General features: G+C 65.3%; 18 protein-coding genes and 1 pseudogene. 10 read left to right on the top strand and 9 right to left on the bottom strand.

Annotated elements, in window-relative coordinates:
- The 4 genes and pseudogenes from AC5RWX_RS21690 to pdxA all read right to left on the bottom strand — a co-directional run.
- Positions 1-562, bottom strand: a pseudogene (locus tag AC5RWX_RS21690) (polysaccharide deacetylase family protein); the annotation flags it as partial.
- A gap of 216 nt (positions 563-778) precedes the next feature.
- Entirely contained in the window at positions 779-1,033 is a 255-nt protein-coding gene (locus AC5RWX_RS21685) for a DUF2127 domain-containing protein (protein WP_494098369.1), read from the bottom strand.
- Positions 1,034-1,330: 297 nt separating this feature from the next.
- Positions 1,331-2,104, bottom strand: a complete 774-nt coding sequence (locus tag AC5RWX_RS21680) for a DeoR/GlpR family DNA-binding transcription regulator (protein ID WP_494098368.1) — start codon at positions 2,102-2,104, stop codon at positions 1,331-1,333.
- 70 nt (positions 2,105-2,174) lie between these two features.
- The gene (gene pdxA / locus AC5RWX_RS21675) at positions 2,175-4,574 is read right to left on the bottom strand and encodes a 4-hydroxythreonine-4-phosphate dehydrogenase PdxA (protein WP_494098367.1); all 2,400 of its coding nucleotides are present in this window, start codon (positions 4,572-4,574) and stop codon (positions 2,175-2,177) included.
- A gap of 123 nt (positions 4,575-4,697) precedes the next feature.
- On the opposite strand from pdxA, the gene AC5RWX_RS21670 reads away from it, so the two are divergent.
- From AC5RWX_RS21670 to AC5RWX_RS21630, 9 genes are read left to right on the top strand one after another with little or no spacing between them, the layout of a single operon-like run.
- Positions 4,698-6,338 carry an ABC transporter substrate-binding protein gene (locus tag AC5RWX_RS21670; RefSeq protein WP_494098366.1) on the top strand — a complete coding sequence of 547 codons (1,641 nt, stop codon included), beginning with the start codon at positions 4,698-4,700 and terminating at the stop codon, positions 6,336-6,338.
- Positions 6,339-6,341: 3 nt separating this feature from the next.
- On the top strand, positions 6,342-7,277 hold the full coding sequence (locus tag AC5RWX_RS21665) for an ABC transporter permease (protein WP_494098365.1): 936 nt from the start codon (positions 6,342-6,344) through the stop codon (positions 7,275-7,277).
- Positions 7,274-8,200: an ABC transporter permease gene (locus AC5RWX_RS21660; RefSeq protein WP_493947563.1), complete on the top strand. Its 927-nt coding sequence runs from the start codon at positions 7,274-7,276 to the stop codon at positions 8,198-8,200. Before AC5RWX_RS21665 ends, AC5RWX_RS21660 begins: the two co-directional genes overlap by 4 nt.
- A 1-nt stretch (position 8,201) precedes the next feature.
- Positions 8,202-9,146: an ABC transporter ATP-binding protein gene (locus AC5RWX_RS21655; RefSeq protein ID WP_494098364.1), complete on the top strand. Its 945-nt coding sequence runs from the start codon at positions 8,202-8,204 to the stop codon at positions 9,144-9,146.
- Positions 9,143-9,976 (top strand): ATP-binding cassette domain-containing protein, encoded by an 834-nt coding sequence (locus tag AC5RWX_RS21650; RefSeq protein ID WP_494098363.1) that lies wholly within the window; start codon positions 9,143-9,145, stop codon positions 9,974-9,976. The genes AC5RWX_RS21655 and AC5RWX_RS21650 overlap by 4 nt, the downstream gene beginning before the upstream one ends.
- A 39-nt stretch (positions 9,977-10,015) precedes the next feature.
- Positions 10,016-11,005 carry an aldo/keto reductase gene (locus tag AC5RWX_RS21645; RefSeq protein WP_494098362.1) on the top strand — a complete coding sequence of 330 codons (990 nt, stop codon included), beginning with the start codon at positions 10,016-10,018 and terminating at the stop codon, positions 11,003-11,005.
- 59 nt (positions 11,006-11,064) lie between these two features.
- Positions 11,065-11,856: an HpcH/HpaI aldolase family protein gene (locus AC5RWX_RS21640; RefSeq protein ID WP_494098361.1), complete on the top strand. Its 792-nt coding sequence runs from the start codon at positions 11,065-11,067 to the stop codon at positions 11,854-11,856.
- A gap of 3 nt (positions 11,857-11,859) precedes the next feature.
- Complete coding sequence (locus AC5RWX_RS21635) at positions 11,860-13,119, top strand: sialidase family protein (RefSeq protein WP_494098360.1); 1,260 nt, start codon at positions 11,860-11,862, stop codon at positions 13,117-13,119.
- Complete coding sequence (locus tag AC5RWX_RS21630; RefSeq protein WP_494098359.1) at positions 13,116-13,796, top strand: SDR family NAD(P)-dependent oxidoreductase; 681 nt, start codon at positions 13,116-13,118, stop codon at positions 13,794-13,796. The genes AC5RWX_RS21635 and AC5RWX_RS21630 overlap by 4 nt, the downstream gene beginning before the upstream one ends.
- Before the next feature lie 31 nt (positions 13,797-13,827).
- Here AC5RWX_RS21630 and AC5RWX_RS21625 read toward each other — a convergent pair whose 3' ends face one another.
- The 3 genes from AC5RWX_RS21625 to AC5RWX_RS21615 all read right to left on the bottom strand — a co-directional run bounded on the left by AC5RWX_RS21625 (position 13,828) and on the right by AC5RWX_RS21615 (position 15,218).
- Positions 13,828-14,055, bottom strand: coding sequence for a hypothetical protein (locus AC5RWX_RS21625; protein WP_494098358.1), 228 nt, complete (start codon positions 14,053-14,055; stop codon positions 13,828-13,830).
- Between the two features lie 131 nt (positions 14,056-14,186).
- The gene (locus AC5RWX_RS21620) at positions 14,187-14,474 is read right to left on the bottom strand and encodes a hypothetical protein (protein WP_494098357.1); all 288 of its coding nucleotides are present in this window, start codon (positions 14,472-14,474) and stop codon (positions 14,187-14,189) included.
- Positions 14,475-14,579: 105 nt separating this feature from the next.
- Complete coding sequence (locus AC5RWX_RS21615) at positions 14,580-15,218, bottom strand: TetR/AcrR family transcriptional regulator (RefSeq protein WP_494098370.1); 639 nt, start codon at positions 15,216-15,218, stop codon at positions 14,580-14,582.
- A gap of 636 nt (positions 15,219-15,854) precedes the next feature.
- Here AC5RWX_RS21615 and AC5RWX_RS21610 point away from each other — a divergent pair.
- Positions 15,855-16,442, top strand: coding sequence for a TetR/AcrR family transcriptional regulator (locus AC5RWX_RS21610; RefSeq protein ID WP_494098356.1), 588 nt, complete (start codon positions 15,855-15,857; stop codon positions 16,440-16,442).
- A gap of 76 nt (positions 16,443-16,518) precedes the next feature.
- On the opposite strand, the gene AC5RWX_RS21605 is transcribed toward AC5RWX_RS21610, so the two are convergent.
- Positions 16,519-16,752: a hypothetical protein gene (locus tag AC5RWX_RS21605; RefSeq protein WP_494098355.1), complete on the bottom strand. Its 234-nt coding sequence runs from the start codon at positions 16,750-16,752 to the stop codon at positions 16,519-16,521.
- A gap of 185 nt (positions 16,753-16,937) precedes the next feature.
- Positions 16,938-17,414 (bottom strand): SRPBCC family protein, encoded by a 477-nt coding sequence (locus AC5RWX_RS21600; RefSeq protein ID WP_494098354.1) that lies wholly within the window; start codon positions 17,412-17,414, stop codon positions 16,938-16,940.
- Between the last annotated feature and the right edge of the window lie 112 nt (positions 17,415-17,526).

Genomic DNA, 17,526 nt, shown 5'->3' with positions numbered 1-17,526 from the left:
GGCTTGGGACGGGGATTTCCACCTCGCGGAGCATCTCGCGCAGCGTGCCTGTCTTTTCACCGCTGATTAGCGTGGCACTGGGTGTCACGAGGCCCGTGTCGAGATCTTCGTAGGTTATCTCTTCAAGGTGCCCATGCCGGACGCCGCCAGTCACGGCGGTCTGCACGAACCGGGTACCTATGACGTTTCCGGTTGCCAGAATTACCTCGTGGGTAATGGATGCGTTGGTGTCCTCGCTTCGGGTACTTGCAGTTGTATGCGCCGATGGCTCATGGCGGCCACCGGCCCGGGCATCCAACACGCTTAAGAGGCGTTCGTCGAGCTTTGTGTTGAAGGCCGTTGCGCCGTCGATGTACTGCCATGTTGCGGTCATGGGGGAGGTACCTGAAGTCTGTGTTTTCATGTCGACGACGGGCAGAGCGCCGATGACTCTTTTTGGCGGGGTGCTATCGGTGACGTCATGGACGGGCGATTTAGCGTTGATCGGCCCCGACTCCGGGTTTTCGAAGAATCCCAGGGTATGGGTACATCCGGAGATCACCAGACAGCACACCATCAGCAAGCCAACAAGTGGTAACCGAACGTATCTAGTCCTCATCAGTTTCCCCTAGTAAGAGGCGACGCCGCATGAATACCGTAATTACGATGCGGCCACGTTAGGCGACGACATCTCAGAACGACCGCAAGCGCGCCGTGAGTCACCAAGAGAGGGGGACCCCTAAAAACGAAGGAAAGGAAAACCTCCAAGGCAGGGCCCAGCACATGTCCGGTTGGTCGGCTAGGGTCGTTGGCGCCGGCGCTGCCTGCCGTATTCGTGCCGGGTAAGGAGTACGACCAGGGCATCGAAGATGGTCAGGGCGGCCAGGCCTGCCGTCGGCGCGACCGCAAACTGGTAAAGCTGGTAGGCAATGAAGGCGAGGAGCACCCCAATCATCCACGGGTAGGCCCAGAGCCTGTTCATCAGCAAAGCCAGTACGAGAACCACCTTTACCGCGCCGTGAGCGAGAAGGTATAGCGCCGCGTAGAACGACAAGAAGTCCTTCGGGTGCGCGGACAGCTCCGGCTGCGCGAGGCGTAAGACAAAGCGGTGAATCCGGGCAGGTTCCAAAAACAGCAGCAACAATCCGCCGGTCAGTTCCGCGAGGCCGTCGACTCCCTTGAGTCCGGCTTGCTGTTTGGTCCAGGAATTGGGCGGGCTGCTGGCAGCACCCCGGGTGTGGGAGCGGTTCCCGGCAGCCTCAGCCTAGAGGCTACCTGCACAGCCGCCGCTGGGCAGGGGTGCAGCCCTTCCCATCGGCGCAGCAGGCGCGGTGTTCCGGTCAGTCAGAACTCAGCCGCCGACCTGCGCCACCTCAACCTGCACGCCCGCGTCGCGGAACTTCTGCACCTGCGCGGGATCGGCGCCGTCGTCCGTCACCAAAGTCCAGGGGAGTGCCAGCCGCGCCCAGGCGTGGAAGGGCCGCAGCCCCAGTTTGGACGAGTCCGCCAGGACATAGACTTCCCGGCCGCGGCGTGCCATGAGCTCTTTGAGCCTGGTTTGGGCGTGGTCGGCTTCGCAGATGCCGTCTTCGGCGGTGACGGCGTCTGCGCCCAGGAACACCCGGTCAAAGCTCATCCGCTCCAGCGCCGCCTCGGCCAGCGGTCCCACAAAACTCTGCGACACGCTGCGGAGCCGGCCGCCCAGGCAGTCCACCTCGATGCCCTCGGACTCGGCAAGTTCCTGCATGGTGTTGATGCCCGGCGTGGTCACGGACAGCTTCTCGAACCCCCGCAGCTCATGGGCCAGGGCACCCGCGGTGGAACCGGCGTCGAGCAGGATGTTCTCCCCGGGGACGATCACGGACGCCGCCCAGCGGGCGATCGCGTGCTTCTGCTCGAACGCCTCGCCGGTACGCTGCCGCAGCGACGCCTCCGGGTGCGCGCCGAGGGCCATCGCCCCGCCGTAGGTGCGGGCCAGCCGGCCCTGTCCGTTCAGCAGCGCCAGGTCCCGGCGGATGGTGGACGCGGTCACCTCGAACCGGGCGGAGAGTTCCTCCACGGAGGCAAGGCCGGTGGTCACGGCAAGGTGGTAGATCTCCTCGCGCCGCGCGTTTGCGCTGAGCATTCCCGGTCTCCTTCCCGTGGCAGTGGTAACCATGCTAGTTCCGGCCCCCGCCCAGTCCCCGTAGCAACGCCTACACGGCGACGGCAGGCCGGGTGGCCATCTCCGCCGCCTGGTGCAGGGCCTCCACCATGGACCGCGAGTCGGCAATCGCCTTGCCGGCGATGTCGAAGGCGGTGCCGTGGTCCACCGACGTGCGGATCACGGGCAGACCCACCGTGATGTTCACGCCGGCCTCGATGCCCAGCACCTTCACCGGGCCGTGCCCCTGGTCGTGGTACATGGCCACCACCAGGTCGTAATCGCCCCGGCCGGCCAGGAAGAACAGCGTATCCGCCGGCAGCGGGCCCACGGCGTTGATTCCGGCAGCCTGCGCCGCCTTCACGCCCGGCTCGATCTTCTCCGCTTCCTCGCCCTGGCCGAACAGGCCGTTCTCGCCGGCGTGCGGGTTGATGGCGCACACGCCGATCTTCGGGTTCGGGATGCCCGCGCGGACCAGCGCTTCGTGGCCGCGGCGGATGGTGCGCTCCACCAAGTCCGGGTTGATCTTGCGGATGGCATCCACCAGCCCGATGTGCGTGGTCACATGGATCACCCGGATCTTGGGCGTGGAGAGCATCATGGACACTTCCTCCGTGCCCGTCAGGTGCGCCAGCAGCTCGGTGTGCCCGGGGAAGATGTGCCCGGCCGAATGCAGCGCCTCCTTGTTCAGCGGCGCCGTGCAGATGGCCTGTACCTTCCCGGCCATCGCCAGCTCGCTGGCCACCCGGATGTACTCGTACGCGGCGTGCCCCGCCACGGGGGAGAGCTGCCCCCACGCCAGGTCCTCCGGCAGCAGCGCCAGGTCAATCACATTCACCCGTCCCGGGGTGAACACCGCGTCCTCCACGTTCTCGATGCTCTGGATGTCCGCCTCGATGCCCAGGACGTCCGCGGCCTGGCGCAGGCGCAGCGCGTCGCCGATCACCACGGGCCGGCACTCGGCGTTGCTCTGCGGATCCAGCACGGCGGCCACCACCACCTCCGGACCCACCCCGGCGCCATCGCCCATGGTCACGGCCACGTAGGGGAGTTCGTTCTGCTCAGTCTTGCTCACTGCGGCGGTTGTCATTTCTGCTCCAGATCGTTCGGAAGTCTTGCTGGGAAGGGGGTTGGCGGAAACTTGCGCGGACCGGCCGCGGCGCTCCCGGATGTGTTCGTAAAGCTGTAGGAGGGCGAGGTCATCGCCGAAACTGCCGGGCTTGGTGCCCACCAGCGTCCCGTCATCGGCGCGGCTGAGCACCGCCCCGTGCTGCACGGCCGCGAGCGGCACCAGTCGTTGGAGGCCGACGGCGTCCAGGACTTCCCGCGCCGTCTCACCGCCGGTGAGGATCAGGTCTGTCTTCAGTCCCTGTGCTGCCTTGGCTGCGAAGGTGGAGAGGGCCTGCACGATGCTGGCGGCGCGTGCCGGGTCCACTTTTCCTGCGGCCAGGGTGACGGCCACGTCGGTGCCGGCGCCCAAAGCCACCCTTGCTTCCTGCAGCTGCGGTCCGTACGCACCAGTGGCGCCCGCGTACTGCGGGTGAAGCCTGATGACTTCGAAGCCACGGCCCTCCAGCTCGGTCAGCTGCGCCTGCGCAGTTTTAGACGCGGAGCCGACGACGGCGAGCACCGGCCTGGCGGTTCCTTGCGGTTTCGCGCTGGCTGCTTCAGCTTGTGCCTCAACTTGCGCATTTCGCGCAACTTGTGCAGCGAGCCGCTGGCCTACAACTCGTCGAGCCAGGACGTCCGCCGTTCCACCGGTGCCCACGAGCACGATGCGGCGGTTGCCGGACTGGAAGTCCAACCCGAGCAGGGCGTCCACTACCTGTTCCAGGTCCTGCACGATTTCGCTGTCCGCCACCACCACCACGGGCTGGTTGGAGTCAAGGAGCCCGGACAGCTTCGCGGCGAGCGAGTCCGATCGGACCTCGGCCAGGCCCAGTGTCCGTACAGAGGACGGATCCTCCGGGCGGAGGAGCGACGGAATGTCGGCCGGCGGGGCCGAAACCTCGGCCTGCCACAAATCCGTCTCCGCCAGGGGAGTACCGGCAACCAAAGGCCTGCCATTCACTACGGCACGCTGCAACTGGGGAAGTGCGCCCGCAACAACAGCATGGAAACCAAGGCTTGTCAGTGCCGAAACTTCCGCACGCACGTTCCCGCGCCACAGCGAGTCAATCTTCTTGAATGCCACCTGCGCACCGGAAGCTGCGGGACCGGAAAAGGCATCCTTCGCCAGGGCTTCGGCAGCAGATTCAGGAAGGCCACGCGAGTGTGTATCGGCGACCACCACATCGGTGAGGGGCCGTAGGAAGGAGGCATCGCCGTCGTGCATTGCTGAAGCACTGCCCGTTTCCAGCAAAACCTGTGTAGAGAGCCCATGCTGCACAAAGCAGTAACCAACCTCGGCGGCGCCGGAGAAGTCGTCGGCCTGCACAAATACGGAAGCCACGTTGCTCCTCTCGTCCGTAGTCGGCTCGAACCCGCTCAAGTGCGGGATGCTTTCAAACATTCTGACACGGTTGCGCGAATCACGCTAGAGGGGTTGCGCAAATTGCGCAGGAGTGGCAAAGTGATGGACACAACATTCGGCGCAGCCATCCGGCCGGCAGCCGTCCCCCGATCTACCGAGAGGTCAACGATGACCGTTCTTCCTCAAGGAAGTGAGATTTCCCGCCGCCGCCTGCTGCAGTTTGGCGCGGCTGCAGGGTTTCTGCTGGGCACCGGCAGCCTCGCCGGCTGCGCCGGCCCCACCGGACTGCCGGGACCCAGCACCCTGACCTTGGCCCTCAACCGTTCACTGGTCAGCCTGGACAACAAGCTCAACCAGTTTGACGCCGCCGTCACCGTCCAGCGCGCCGTCCGCCAGGGCCTCACCGCCATCGGCCCCGAAACCAAGCCCATCCTGGTCCTCGCCGAACGCTTCGAGATGTCCGGCCCCACTGAATGGACTGTCACGCTCCGCGAAGGCATCCGCTACTCGGACAACAGCCCCGTGCAGGTGGAGGACGTTGCCACCGCCCTGAAGATGTACCAGCAGGTGCAGGGCTCATTCGTGGCCGGCTTCTTCCCCGAATTCCCCGACGTGATTCCGGTGGATGACCGCACCTTCAAGATGGTGTCCCAGAAGCCCATCCCCATCCTGGACTCGCTCATGAGCATGATCCTGATTACCCCGGCCGCGCAGAACAAGCCGGAGGAACTGCAGGAAGGCGTGGGCACCGGCCCGTACGTGGTCACCAAGTTCAACCGCGGCGCGGGCACCTACAGCCTGGCCCGCAACGAGAACTACTGGGGCCCGGCCCCCGAGGTGGACAACGTGGAGGTCCGGTTCCTCCCCGAGGAATCCAGCCGCGTCATCGCCCTGCGCAGCGGCGAAGTGGACGTCATCGACTCCATCACGCCCGACTCCCGCGAACAGCTCGCCGGACTTCCCGGCGTCGAACTCCAGGAAGCCTCCAGCCTCCGCCTGAACCAGATCTTCTTCAACTTCCGCAAGCCTGCCGGACACCCGCTGGCCGATCCCCGCGTCCGCCAGGCACTCAGCATGGCCATCGACGGCGAATCGCTGGTCCGCGACGTCTTGGTGGATTCCGTCACCCAGGCTGCAGGCGTCACACCTTCCAGCCTCACCGGCTACCACAAGACCGGCGAGTACGTTTACGACCCCGAAAAGGCCAAGGCCACCCTCGCCGAGCTCGGCGTGAAGGACCTCACCCTGAAGATCATCTGGGAAACCGGCGAATTCGCCTCCGACACCTCCGTGATGGAAGCCCTGGTGGAAATGTTCGGCAACATCGGCGTGAAGGCCGAGCTGCAGCAGTTCGAACCCGGCGGTAACATCCTGGCCTGGCGCCAGGGCAAGCAGGGCGACTGGGACCTCCTGGGCAACGGCTACCCCAGCCCCACCGGGCTGGCCATCACCATGCTGCAGGGCATGTACTCCGGCACCCCCGAAAAAGAAGCCACCCGCGATACCTACCAGGGCTACGTGATCCCCGAGGTCACCGCCAAGATCCAGGCCGCCTCCGCCGAAGCGGACCCGGCCCGCCGGACCGAACTGCTGAACGAAGCACAGCAGGCAGTGTGGGACACCTGGCCCTGCGCCTGGGCGTTCGTCCCCAAGTCCGTCCTCGCCCACCGGGAGCGGGTGTCCAACATCAACCTGGCGCCCACCAACTCCTACCCCCTCGTTGATGTCCGGCTGGAGGCCTAAGCCATGACGAACTACATCCTGAAGCGCCTGGGACAGGGCCTGCTGACCGTGTTCCTCACGGTGTCCACCGTGTTCATCCTCATCCGCATGGCCCCCGGCGACCCCGCCGTCTCCTACGCCGGACCCCTGGCCACGTCCGAACAACTCGCGAAGGTGCGGGAACAGTTCGGCCTGGACCGGCCCGTGCTGGAGCAGTACTGGATCTTCCTGCAGCAGCTGATCACCGGCAATCTGGGCCAGTCCTACTCCTTCCAGGCTCCGGCCATGCAGGTGGTGGCCGAGCGGATGCCGTACACACTGACCCTCGCGACGGCGTCCATCCTGCTCACCGCCGTGGTGGCCATCCCGCTGGGCGTGTGGATGTCCCGCCGCCCGGACACCGGCAAGGAACTCGGCGTCAACGTGCTCACCATCGCCGGGCAGTCCATGCCCGACTTCTGGACCGGCATCATGCTCCTCACCGGCTTCGCGGTCCTGATCCCGATCTTCCCGGCCTCCGGCTTCGCCACCTGGGGCGGACTGGTGCTTCCCACCATCACCATCGCCATCCTGCAGATCGCCCTGATCTCCCGGATGGTCCGGCGTGAAATGACCACCAACCTGGCCGCGCCGTTCCTCACCGTGGCCCGCTCCCGCGGCGTCCGCGGCTCCGCCCTCACCTGGCGCTACGCCATGGGCAACTCCGCCATCCCCGTCTTCACCGCCCTGGGCACCCGGTTCGCCGCGATGCTCAACGGTGTGGTGGTGGTGGAAGTGGTGTTCGCCTGGCCCGGCGTCGGCTCCCTGATTGTGCGGGCCCTCGAAACCCGCGACTACCCCCTCATCCAGGCCACGGTCCTCCTCACCGCGCTGCTGGCGGTGGCTGTCCAGCTGCTCATCGACCTCGCCTACCCGCTTCTTGATCCCCGCGTTCGTCTTGGAAAGGCGGCAACAGCATGAGCCTCGACACCGCAACCCCCGCAGCGGCCAGCCAACCGGCCCGGCAGCCCAGCCCCTCAGCCGTCACCAAGGCGGACATCGCCAAGGCAGGCGCCACCCGCCGTCGAAATGCCGCCAAATGGAAGCTCATCGTGGGCACCATCTGCACCCTGCTGGTGATCATCCCCATCATCCTGGCCCAGGTGCTTCCTCTCCCGGACGCCAACTTCCAGGACCTCGGGGCCCGGCGCCTGCCGCCGCTCACCGACGGCCACCTGTTCGGCACCGACCAGCTGGGCCGTGACCTCCTGTCCCGCGTCCTGCACGGCGGCCAGGTCTCGCTGACCATCGGCCTGCTGGCCGTGCTGGTCTCCGGCGCCATCGGCATCATCCTTGGCGCGGCCGCCGGCTACTACGGCGGCTGGGTGGACACCATCGTCTCCCGCGTCCTCGAAGCCCAGATGTCCCTGCCGTTGCTCATGATGCTGCTGCTGGTGGTGGCCCTGTTCGGCCCCTCCATCCCGGTGATCACCTTCGTGATCGCCATCGCCCAGTGGCCCGAAGTTGCCCGCCTCACCCGCTCCATGGTGCTGGTGGAACGCGAAAAGCCGTACGTCTCCGCCGCCCGCATCCTGGGCCTGCACAAGATCCAGATCCTGATCCAGCACATCATTCCCAACGTCATCAAGCAGGCAACCCTGGTGGTGCTGCTCCTGCTGGCCCAGGCCGTGCTGCTCGAATCCGCTTTGTCCTTCCTGGGTGCCGGCCCGCAGCGCCCCTTCGCCACCTGGGGCCGTATCATTTCCGACGGCCAGGACTACATCACCACCTCCTGGTGGATGGTCACCCTGCCCGGTCTGGTGATCGTGCTCATGGTGGTGGGCGTGAACCTGCTGGGCGACGGCCTCCGCGACCGTCCCCGCCGCAAGAAGAAGGGTGCCTGACATGACTACACAGCCCGCTTTCAAGGAGCAGCCGCTGCTGGAGGTCCGCGACTTCCAGGTGGAGCTGATCACCGACGCCGGCATCATCCGCGCCGTTGACTCCGTCAGCTTCAGCATCCACCGGGGCGAGACGGTCACCATCATCGGTGAGTCCGGTTCCGGCAAGTCGACGACGGCGATGGGCATCCTCCGCCTGCTGCCCGAGGACCTGGCAGTACTGTCCGGCACCGTGATGATTGACGGCGTCGACATCAGCGCCGACCCCAAGGCCATCGACAAGGTGCGCGGCAAGACCCTCGCCCTGATCCCGCAGGACCCCATGACGGCGCTCAGCCCGGTGCACTCGATCGGCAGCCAGCTGTTCGAGGCCATCCGGATTGCCGGTGCCGCGTCCGCCAAGGACAAGGTCGCACTGCAGGCCCGGGCCATCCGGTTGCTTGAGCAGGTGCACATTCCCACGCCGGAGAAGCAGCTGAAGAAGTACCCGCACCAGCTCTCCGGCGGCATGCTGCAGCGTGTGCTGATCGCCATCGCCCTGGCCAGCGAGCCGCAGCTGCTGGTGGCGGATGAGCCGACGTCGGCCCTGGACGTCACCGTGCAGGGCGGCATCCTGGACCTGCTGCTGGAACTGCAGGAGCAGCGCGGCATCGGCATCCTGATGATTACTCACGATCTTGGCGTGGCGCGGCTCATCTCGGACCGCATCCACGTGATGAAGGACGGCTCGTTTGTTGAGTCCGGCGAGGTCCAGCAGATTGTTGACCACCCCGCCACTGCATACACCCGCGACCTGCTGGCCGCCGTGCCGGTGCTGGGGCCGTGGGATGAGACCCCCGCAGCCCCCGCTTCCCGCGGCGCGCACGCCGCTGCCGGCTCGTCCGCCACCGCCGGAAGCTCCGCCACCACCACTGATCCAGCCCTCACCCAGACCGGAGCAAAGCCATGACGAAGCCGTTCCTCGCCGTCGAAAACCTGGTGGTGGACTACCACGTGCCGGGCGGGACCTTCCGGGCCGTGGACGACGTCTCGTTCTCCGTGGACAAAGGCAAAACGATCGCCGTCGTGGGCGAATCCGGCTGCGGCAAGTCCACCATCGCCAAAGCGCTGATGCGGCTGGTCACCCCCACCAGCGGCCGCATCGACCTGGACGGGACGGATATCGCGTCCATGAGCGAATCCAAGCTGCGGCCCATGCGCTCCAAGTTCCAGATGGTGTTCCAGGACCCGTACGGCTCGCTGGATCCGCACATGACCGCGCAGGAGATTGTGGCCGAGCCGCTGAAGCTGCAGGGCGTCCGGTCCAAGGCGGAGCGGCACAAGGCGGCCGCCAAGCTGATCGACCAGGTGGGCCTGCCCGTCCGGTCCCTGGACAAGCACCCGGGGGAGTTCTCCGGCGGGCAGCGCCAGCGGATCGGGATTGCCCGGGCGCTCGCCTCCAAGCCTGAACTCTTGGTCTGCGACGAGGCCACCAGCGCCCTCGACGTCTCCGTGCAGGCGCAGGTGCTGCGGCTGCTGAAGTCCATCCAGGACGAAACCGGCATCACCTACGTGTTCATCTCGCACAACCTTGGCGTGGTGCAGGAAATCAGCGATAGCGTCATGGTGATGCAGAAGGGCAAGCTGGTGGAACACGGCAGCACCGCGTCCGTCCTGACCGCCCCCAAGGAGGACTACACCCGCAAACTCCGCCGCGCGGCGCTGGACCCCTCCACCATGACGGGCCTCAAGCCGCGGCACCTGGTCCGCTCCCTGGCGCTCGCCAACCAGACCAACTGACCTTACATACTGACGATCGCAACCACGAGGAACCAACGCATGAGCACGCAGCCCGAAGGCGCCCAGGTGGACGGCCTGAAACTCCCCATCTCCCGGCTGGTCCTGGGGACCATGACGTTCGGCGACACCGTTGACGAAGCCACCGCGGGGCGGATGGTGGAGGAAGCGCTCGACGCCGGCATCACCACCATCGACACCGCCAACGCCTACGTGGGCGGTGTTACCGAGGAGATGCTGGCGCGGCTTTTGAAGGGAAAGCGCGACGGCGTCATCTTGGCTTCCAAGGCCGGCATGCCGCATGCCGACGCCGGCGGGAACCCGCCGCTGTCCCCGTCGGCGTTGCGTGCCAGCGTGGAGGGGAGCCTGCGGCGGTTGGGTGTGGACAGCATTGACCTGTTCTACCTTCACCAGCCGGACCGGGCCACGCCGTTGGCCTCGACGCTGTCCACCGTGGCCGAGCTGGTGGCAGAGGGGAAGATCGGCGCGCTGGGCGTGTCCAACTTTGCCGCCTGGCAGATCGCCGACGTCATCCACACGGCACGTGAAGTGGGGGCGCCGCAACCTGTCGTCGCGCAGCAGCTGTACAACCTGGTGGCGCGCCGGCTGGAGGAGGAATACCTCGAATTCGCCGCCACCCACCACGTCCACACCATGGTCTACAACCCGCTGGGCGGAGGCCTGCTTACCGGCAAGCACAGCTTCGACGCCAAGCCCACCGAGGGCCGCTACGGCGATTCCAAGCTCGCTGCCATGTACACGCAGCGGTACTGGGATAAGCAACTGTTCGACGCAATCGGGGAACTGTCCCGTATCGCCGAGGGTGCCGGCGTCACGCTCGCCGAGCTGTCGCTGCGCTGGCTCGCCTACCGTGACGGCGTTGGCTCCATGCTGCTGGGCGGGTCCAAGGTGGAACAGCTCCGCGCCAACATCGCCGCCGTGGCCAACGGACCGCTCCCGGCCGACGTCGTGGAAGCCTGCGACGCCGTGGGCACCTCACTGCGGGGCCCCATGCCCGCCTACAACCGCTGACTTTCCCCTTACCGACTGAACCGACTTCTTTCCTGACCGACACTGACTGAAGGACCCTGATGACCTCCGAACTGGCCCTCGAATTCGCCCGCAAGATCCGCGCCCGGAAGCAGGCGGTGGGTTACTGGGCGGTGCTGGACGCGCCCGTGGCCACCGAACGCATCGGCCGGCTCGGCTACGACTACGTTGCCCTGGACGCACAGCACGGACTGCTTGGCTACTCGGGTGTGCTCAACGGGCTGATGGCTATCGATGCCGGGCACGCCGCCGTCGGCATGGTCCGGGTGGAGGCCAACGACTTCACCGCGATCGGCAAAGCCCTCGACGCCGGCGCCGTGGGCGTCATCGTCCCGCTCATCAACAACGCTGAGGACGCTGCCGCCGCGGTGGCCGCGGCCAAGTACCCGCCGCTGGGCGGCCGCTCGTATGGGCCCATGCGCTCGGCCCTGCGGATCGGGCCGAAGCCTGCCGACGCCAACGCCACCACCTTGGTGTTCGCCATGATCGAGACGCCGGAGGGGCTGGCCAACGTCAAGGAAATCTGCGCCACTCCTGGCCTGGACGGCATCTACGTGGGACCCTCCGACCTCGCCATTGCCGTGGGCGGCGCTTTCCCCGGAGATCCCGCCGTCGACGCCGAATTCAACGCCGCCCTCGAGACCATCGCAGAGGCAGCTGCCTCCGCCGGGATCGCCGCGGGCATCCACACCCCTGCCGGCACTGTTGCCAACCAGCGGCTGGCGCAGGGCTACACGTTCACCACCATCGCCTCGGACCTGACGCACCTGGAACAGATCGCCAAGTCCCACCTCGACGCCGCGCGCTCCGACGCCGCCACCACAAAGGACTGAACCATGACGAACACCACCACCGACGCGTACAGCACCATCACCCCGGACGGCCAGGTGAAGCGGGCCGACGGCGCCGACTACGCCTACCTGCCCGCCCCCACCGTGCAGAGCCACGCCGCCAACCTGCTCACCCTGCCCGACGGCCGGCTGGGCTGCGTCTGGTTCGGCGGCACCCAGGAAGGCGTGCCGGACATCTCCATCTGGTTCTCGGCGCTGGAGCCCGGCAGCAGCCAGTGGTCCGAACCGCAGCAGCTCTCCCACGACTCCACCCGCTCTGAGCAGAACCCCATCCTGTTCACCGCTTCCGGCTTGCCCGGACAAAACAGCACCCTGTGGCTGCTGTACACCGCGCAGAAGGCGGGCAACCAGGACACCGCTGAGGTCCGCCGTCGTATCTCCACGGACAGCGGCCGCACCTGGGGTGACGTTGAAACGCTGTTCCCCGCCAACGAAACCGGCGGTGTGTTCGTCCGCCAGCTGCCGGTGGTGCTGCCGTCCGGCCGCCTGATAGTGCCGATCTTCCGCTGCATCACCGTGCCGGGGGAAAAGTGGGTGGGCAACAGCGACGACAGCGCCGTGATGATTTCCGACGACGCCGGCGCCACCTGGACCGAAAACGTCCTGCCCGGCAGCCTGGGCTGCGTCCACATGAACATCCAGCCCGTGGCCGACGGCTCCCTGCTGGCCCTGTTCCGCAGCCGCTGGGCGGATTCGATCTACGAATCCCGCTCCACCGACGACGGCTCCACCTGGAGCGAGCCCGTCCCCACGGAGCTGCCCAACAACAACTCCTCCATCCAGTTCACCGCGCTCGCCGACGGCCGCCTGGCCCTGGTGTACAACCACAGCCGGGCAGAGGAGAACACGGAGCGACGGCTGTCCCTCTACGACGAAATTGACGACGACGGTCTGGCCGAGGAGCAGGGCCAGGTTGCCGAGCCGGTGCCCGGTGCTGCCGTTGGTTCCGACGGCGAAAAGCGCGCCTTCTGGGGGACACCGCGCTCACCCATGACCCTGGCCATCTCCGAGGACTCGGGCCGTTCCTGGCCCATCCGCCGGAACCTGGATGTGGGGGACGGGTACTGCCTGTCCAACAACTCCCGCGACGGGCTCAACCGCGAATACTCCTACCCGTCCATCCACCAGGGCCCGGATGGTTCATTGAACATCGCGTACACGTACTTCCGTCAGGCCATCAAGTTCGTCCGGGTTGATCCGCAGTGGGCTTACGACGGCACCACCACTCCTGGTGGGGACGAATGACCGGAGCAAAGCACGCCGTTGTCACCGGCACCAGCTCGGGGATCGGCAGGGCGATCGCTGAACGCCTGCTCGCGGATGGGTGGCGGGTGACCGGGCTCAGCCGCACCGAGTCGTCCCTGGACGGTAAGTTCGAGTGGCTGCAGGCTGATCTTTCACAACCGGAATTGCTGGACGGCGTTGTTGAGGCCATTGCGCCGGCAGACGCCCTGGTGCACGCAGCTGGCTTCCAGCGGACCGCGCCGTTGGGAGAGCTGGATCCCGCGGCCTTTGCGGGGATGTTCGCGGTGCATGTGGCAGCGGCTTCCGTCCTGGCCAACGCCCTGGTGCCGACGATGCCCGACGGCGGCAGGATCGTCCTGCTGGGCAGCCGCACCTCCACGGGGTCGCCCGGCAAGAGCCAATACGCCGCTACCAAGGCTGCACTCATGGGGCTGGGCCGGACCTGGGCGCAGGAGCTCGCGCCGCGGGGGATCACGGTAAACGTGCTCTCCCCGGGCCCGACGGACACGCCCATGCTGAACGACCCCGGCCGGGCGGCAACCCCGGTGCGCATGCCGGCCCTCGGTGCCCTGGTGGATCCGGAGGACGTCGCTGCGCTGGCCGCGTTCCTGGTGGGGCCCCACGGCAAGTCGATCACGGGCCAGAACTACGTGATTTGCGGCGGCGCCTCCCTCTAGTGCAGGAGGCGGAACAGGTGCTGGTGCAGGTTCAGGGGCAGGCGGGACAGGTGCCCGAGCCGGTATAACGGGGGTGGGACTGGCGGGCACTTGTCTGCAGATCAGCATCCAGGGCGTCAAGAGATTCGAGCGCCTCGGCAGGATCATTGGCGGCCGCTGCCTCGCTCACGCCCAGGACTTGAGCCTCCAGCTGCCGGGCGGCGTCACGCTGCAGGTCCGTCTCGACTGACCCGCAGCCGGCAAGAACAGCTGACAGCAAAAGTGCCGTAATGAAAAAGGCCGATCGCTTGTTTTCCGGTAATCAGGTCAGGTTCCCGGTACCGGGCTTTGAGTACGACTAAGCGCTGTGCCGGGCACTGGTGGATGCCGTTTCGAGTGTGCGGCGGGTGGTCAGACCAGGCTGGGCTGGCTGGTGAGGATGTAATCCAAGGCAGCCGGGCCGGTCATTCGAAGTCCGGGCCGCATGTACCGGTGGTCGTTCCCGCGCCGGTTGTGGACTCCCAGACGGGACATCGCTGCCCAAAACGACTCGCAGGGTCCGGGAGTTTGTGCCAGCAGCGCGCACCAGCTCAGGTACACCCCAAACAATTGGTCTTCCGTGAGCATGTGATCATCGAGCGTATCGGCGGCAATGCAGTCCTGAACAAAACGGGTGTAGTCCGGGGTTTCCATCTTCAAGTGCTCCTGTTCCTTGACTCTACAAAATGTGGATACGCACGCGGCGGCCTTCGGGAGCCGCAAAAAGACGCAGTACCAGGTGATTGGGAACTGCGTAATGAAGAGTTAGGGGGCCATGGCGGCGTTACCTCCGTGGTCACGGATGAGGGAAGCTGCCATGCGTTTGGCGAATACGGCTGCCTCCCGGTCTCCCTCGACCGCTGAAATGATCGAACCCTTTGTCAGGATGTGGCAGGAGCGGGCAAAAACGTCCGGTTGTTCAAGGCCAGCCTCCACGGCCAGAGCCCGGATGAAGGTCCGGACCTGCGCCAAATAATCGATTGATGCAACACCCAGTGGATGGGTGGGGCCCATTTCCAGCATCGTGCTTACGAAGGCGCAGGCCTGGAAGTCGTCCTGGCGGAACCACCCGTCCAGGACATCGAAAATAGCCAACAACCGGCCCGTAGGGCTCTCGGCCCGCCTTGCGGTTCCGGCGATAATCGCCTCAACCGTGAGGTCCCGGTGGCAGTGCTCCAAGTATGCAAGGACCAGTTCATCCTTGGAGGCGAAGTGAGCATAGAACGTCGCTTTGGCGACCCCCGCACGTGATATCAATTCAGCGATTCCGACATCGCGGATGCCCCGCTGTAAGAACAGCTCGTAGGCGGCGGCCAGGATTCGCTGCCTGGCACCACCGGAAGCCAGGGGTGGAGCAGCAGCGACGCCGTCGACGGCGGTTGGAAAGTCGTAAGTGTGTCCCATCACAAGCAGACACTACACCAAACAGACAGACCGGTCAGTCCGCCGCGTTACGAAGCTGATCCCGCACAGACGACATGGGGGCGACCTTTTGACGGCGCGGTGACTGAGCTTGGGCCAGGTTGGCGCAGGCGTTGTCTCTTCGACGCGCGATTCAGAGAGCGAATGATGTTGCGGTTATAGCTACCACGTCACATCAGACAGTCAGTGGGCTGTTGTTGGGGGAGGGGGGCGCAGATCATGTCACGTCGCTGGAAGCAGTATGCCGGTGTTACCGTCCGGCCCTGCCGTTAGCCGGCGTGGGCGGGTGTTCTGAACCAGATTGGTTGTTGCTGATCTCTTGTCTCTGGACGGCGCGGTGGTTGGAACGGGTTGCGGAGCCGGCGACGGCTGGGGGAGGCGTTCGTGGTCTCAGGGCGAAGCCTACGTCGCCGACTCCGCTTCTCACACGGTATGTTGCTTTCCTGGCAGGTGCCCGAGTAATTAGTACTCGCTTTGAGATTTCGGGGTACGTGCCCGCAGATCCGTTGATGAGGCGGTGGCGGGTTTGGGGCCCTGGGGCCAGGCGCCGGGACTGATGCCGGAATTGTCCCTCGATGAAGGGCCGGGGTTATCTATGTGCCGGTAGGATTTTTTGGTATGAGGACCATTGCAGACGAACTTGAAGCTCCTGCCGATGTTCGTACCCGCATTGTGGTGACTGCCTATGCGTTGTTTGCCCGGCGGGGTATCCGGGATGTTGGTGTTGATGAGCTGGTGAGGGCATCAGGGGTTGCCAAGGCAACGTTTTACCGGCATTTTCCGTCGAAAGACGATGTGGTGCTGGCTTTCCTGAAGCGCCGTGATGAGCTGTGGATGATGGGGTCTGTGGTCCCGGAGGCGAGGCGCAGGGCGCAGAATCCTGAGGGTCAGCTGTTGGCCATCTTCGATGTTTACGACGATTGGTTCCATGAGGATGATTTTGAAGCGTGTTCTTTCGTGAAAGTGCTGTTGGAGATGGGCGCGGACCACCCGCTGGGGCAGGCGAGTATCGAGTACCTGGGCAGGATCCGCCAGCAGGTGCAGATACTGGCTCATGAAGCTCGCTTGCTGGATCCGGAGGAGTTTGCGCTGTCCTGGCACATCCTGATGAAGGGCTCGATAATCGCCGCCGCTGAAGGGGACAAACTGGCTGGCCTACGGGCCCAGCGCATGGCACGGGCCCTGATTGCCACTCACCGGCCGTAAAGCCATGCACTGTTGGGAGCGGGAAAGCACTCACTGTGACCCGAACAGCACCTCATTGAGGCGCTGAGCTGCCGGCTCAAGGTTTTGGGGCCGGCATGAGGGTGTCCTGAAAGGTGACAGCTTCGGTTGCGTCTACAACTTCCAGAGCCGTCATGTGCGCGACGGCGGCGACTTGGCGGACAGACTTCCCGTGCATCACCGCAGTCGCGATTGCTAATTGCAGCTTCGCCGCTGCACGGTCCAGTTCACCACTGGGCGCACCCAGCCTTGCAGCTGCCTCAGCCACTGCCAGAATGTCGTTGTCATCCATTGATGTTTACCCCTGTTCCATCAAATCCGGCCGCAACCCCTGAAACGGTTGTCACCAGATTTATACAGGACAGACAGGTCTGTCCAGAGGAAGCATCAAAGTCTAGGGAAATTCAGGTTGCGAGCCCGCCGACCATCTCTGCTGCCCAATAGGAACAGCAAAGGCGCCGCTGCAAGGCGGGCCTTTTATGGCGGGCTGTCATTGCCCAGGGAGTCAGTTTTGTTGGGGTTGGGAAAAATTCCGCCGTTGAGATGGAAGCTGAGCAGTTCGGCACGGAACTTCACTTCCTCCACAAAGCGCGATACGGGCGGATTTGCGCCGGGCAGCAGTCGATGCAGCAGGCCACGTGAGGTGTCATGGACGGTCAGGCGGGTGAATCCCGCGTGGTTGGTTAAGGTAAAGGTGCGCACGAAAGTCAGCAGTCCCAGCGGCAAACGGTGAGTCCAGGTCATCTGGTGACCGGCCAAGAGGCGGACCCGGAACCGATAAGCCTTCTCACCCTGGCCGCGGACCGTAACACGGATTGTGGCCCGGTCATGAATGGAGCCGTCAATAGTGGTTATTCCAGAGCCCCACACTGGGTAGTTACCGGCATCGGTCAAAACTTCCCACACCGTGTCCGACACAGCCAGAATGAGTGCATCCGCTCCGGTTGGTTTCATACTTCCAAGGTTAACGGCTGCCTTCCATCCTGCCCGGCCTAAAGGCTGCAAACCCCTTCCGTGGTGCTCGGGCAGCATCCGTCTAGATTGTCTGTCCTTCGTGAGGCGTCAG

The organism is Arthrobacter sp. SPT-J7, from assembly GCF_059089965.1.
This window is presented reverse-complemented; position numbering and strand designations above follow the sequence as displayed.

Excerpts from the sequence above, each read along its gene's own strand:
- AC5RWX_RS21640 (WP_494098361.1), top strand. The coding sequence starts at position 11,065 with ATGACCTCCGAACTGGCCCTCGAATTCGCCCGCAAGATCCGCGCCCGG.
- AC5RWX_RS21670 (WP_494098366.1), top strand. The coding sequence starts at position 4,698 with ATGGACACAACATTCGGCGCAGCCATCCGGCCGGCAGCCGTCCCCCGA.
- AC5RWX_RS21600 (WP_494098354.1), bottom strand. The coding sequence starts at position 17,414 with ATGAAACCAACCGGAGCGGATGCACTCATTCTGGCTGTGTCGGACACG.
- AC5RWX_RS21635 (WP_494098360.1), top strand. The coding sequence starts at position 11,860 with ATGACGAACACCACCACCGACGCGTACAGCACCATCACCCCGGACGGC.
- AC5RWX_RS21655 (WP_494098364.1), top strand. The coding sequence starts at position 8,202 with ATGACTACACAGCCCGCTTTCAAGGAGCAGCCGCTGCTGGAGGTCCGC.
- AC5RWX_RS21615 (WP_494098370.1), bottom strand. The coding sequence starts at position 15,218 with ATGGGACACACTTACGACTTTCCAACCGCCGTCGACGGCGTCGCTGCT.
- AC5RWX_RS21660 (WP_493947563.1), top strand. The coding sequence starts at position 7,274 with ATGAGCCTCGACACCGCAACCCCCGCAGCGGCCAGCCAACCGGCCCGG.
- AC5RWX_RS21630 (WP_494098359.1), top strand. The coding sequence starts at position 13,116 with ATGACCGGAGCAAAGCACGCCGTTGTCACCGGCACCAGCTCGGGGATC.
- AC5RWX_RS21605 (WP_494098355.1), bottom strand. The coding sequence starts at position 16,752 with ATGGATGACAACGACATTCTGGCAGTGGCTGAGGCAGCTGCAAGGCTG.
- AC5RWX_RS21680 (WP_494098368.1), bottom strand. The coding sequence starts at position 2,104 with ATGCTCAGCGCAAACGCGCGGCGCGAGGAGATCTACCACCTTGCCGTG.
- AC5RWX_RS21665 (WP_494098365.1), top strand. The coding sequence starts at position 6,342 with ATGACGAACTACATCCTGAAGCGCCTGGGACAGGGCCTGCTGACCGTG.
- AC5RWX_RS21610 (WP_494098356.1), top strand. The coding sequence starts at position 15,855 with ATGAGGACCATTGCAGACGAACTTGAAGCTCCTGCCGATGTTCGTACC.
- AC5RWX_RS21650 (WP_494098363.1), top strand. The coding sequence starts at position 9,143 with ATGACGAAGCCGTTCCTCGCCGTCGAAAACCTGGTGGTGGACTACCAC.
- AC5RWX_RS21645 (WP_494098362.1), top strand. The coding sequence starts at position 10,016 with ATGAGCACGCAGCCCGAAGGCGCCCAGGTGGACGGCCTGAAACTCCCC.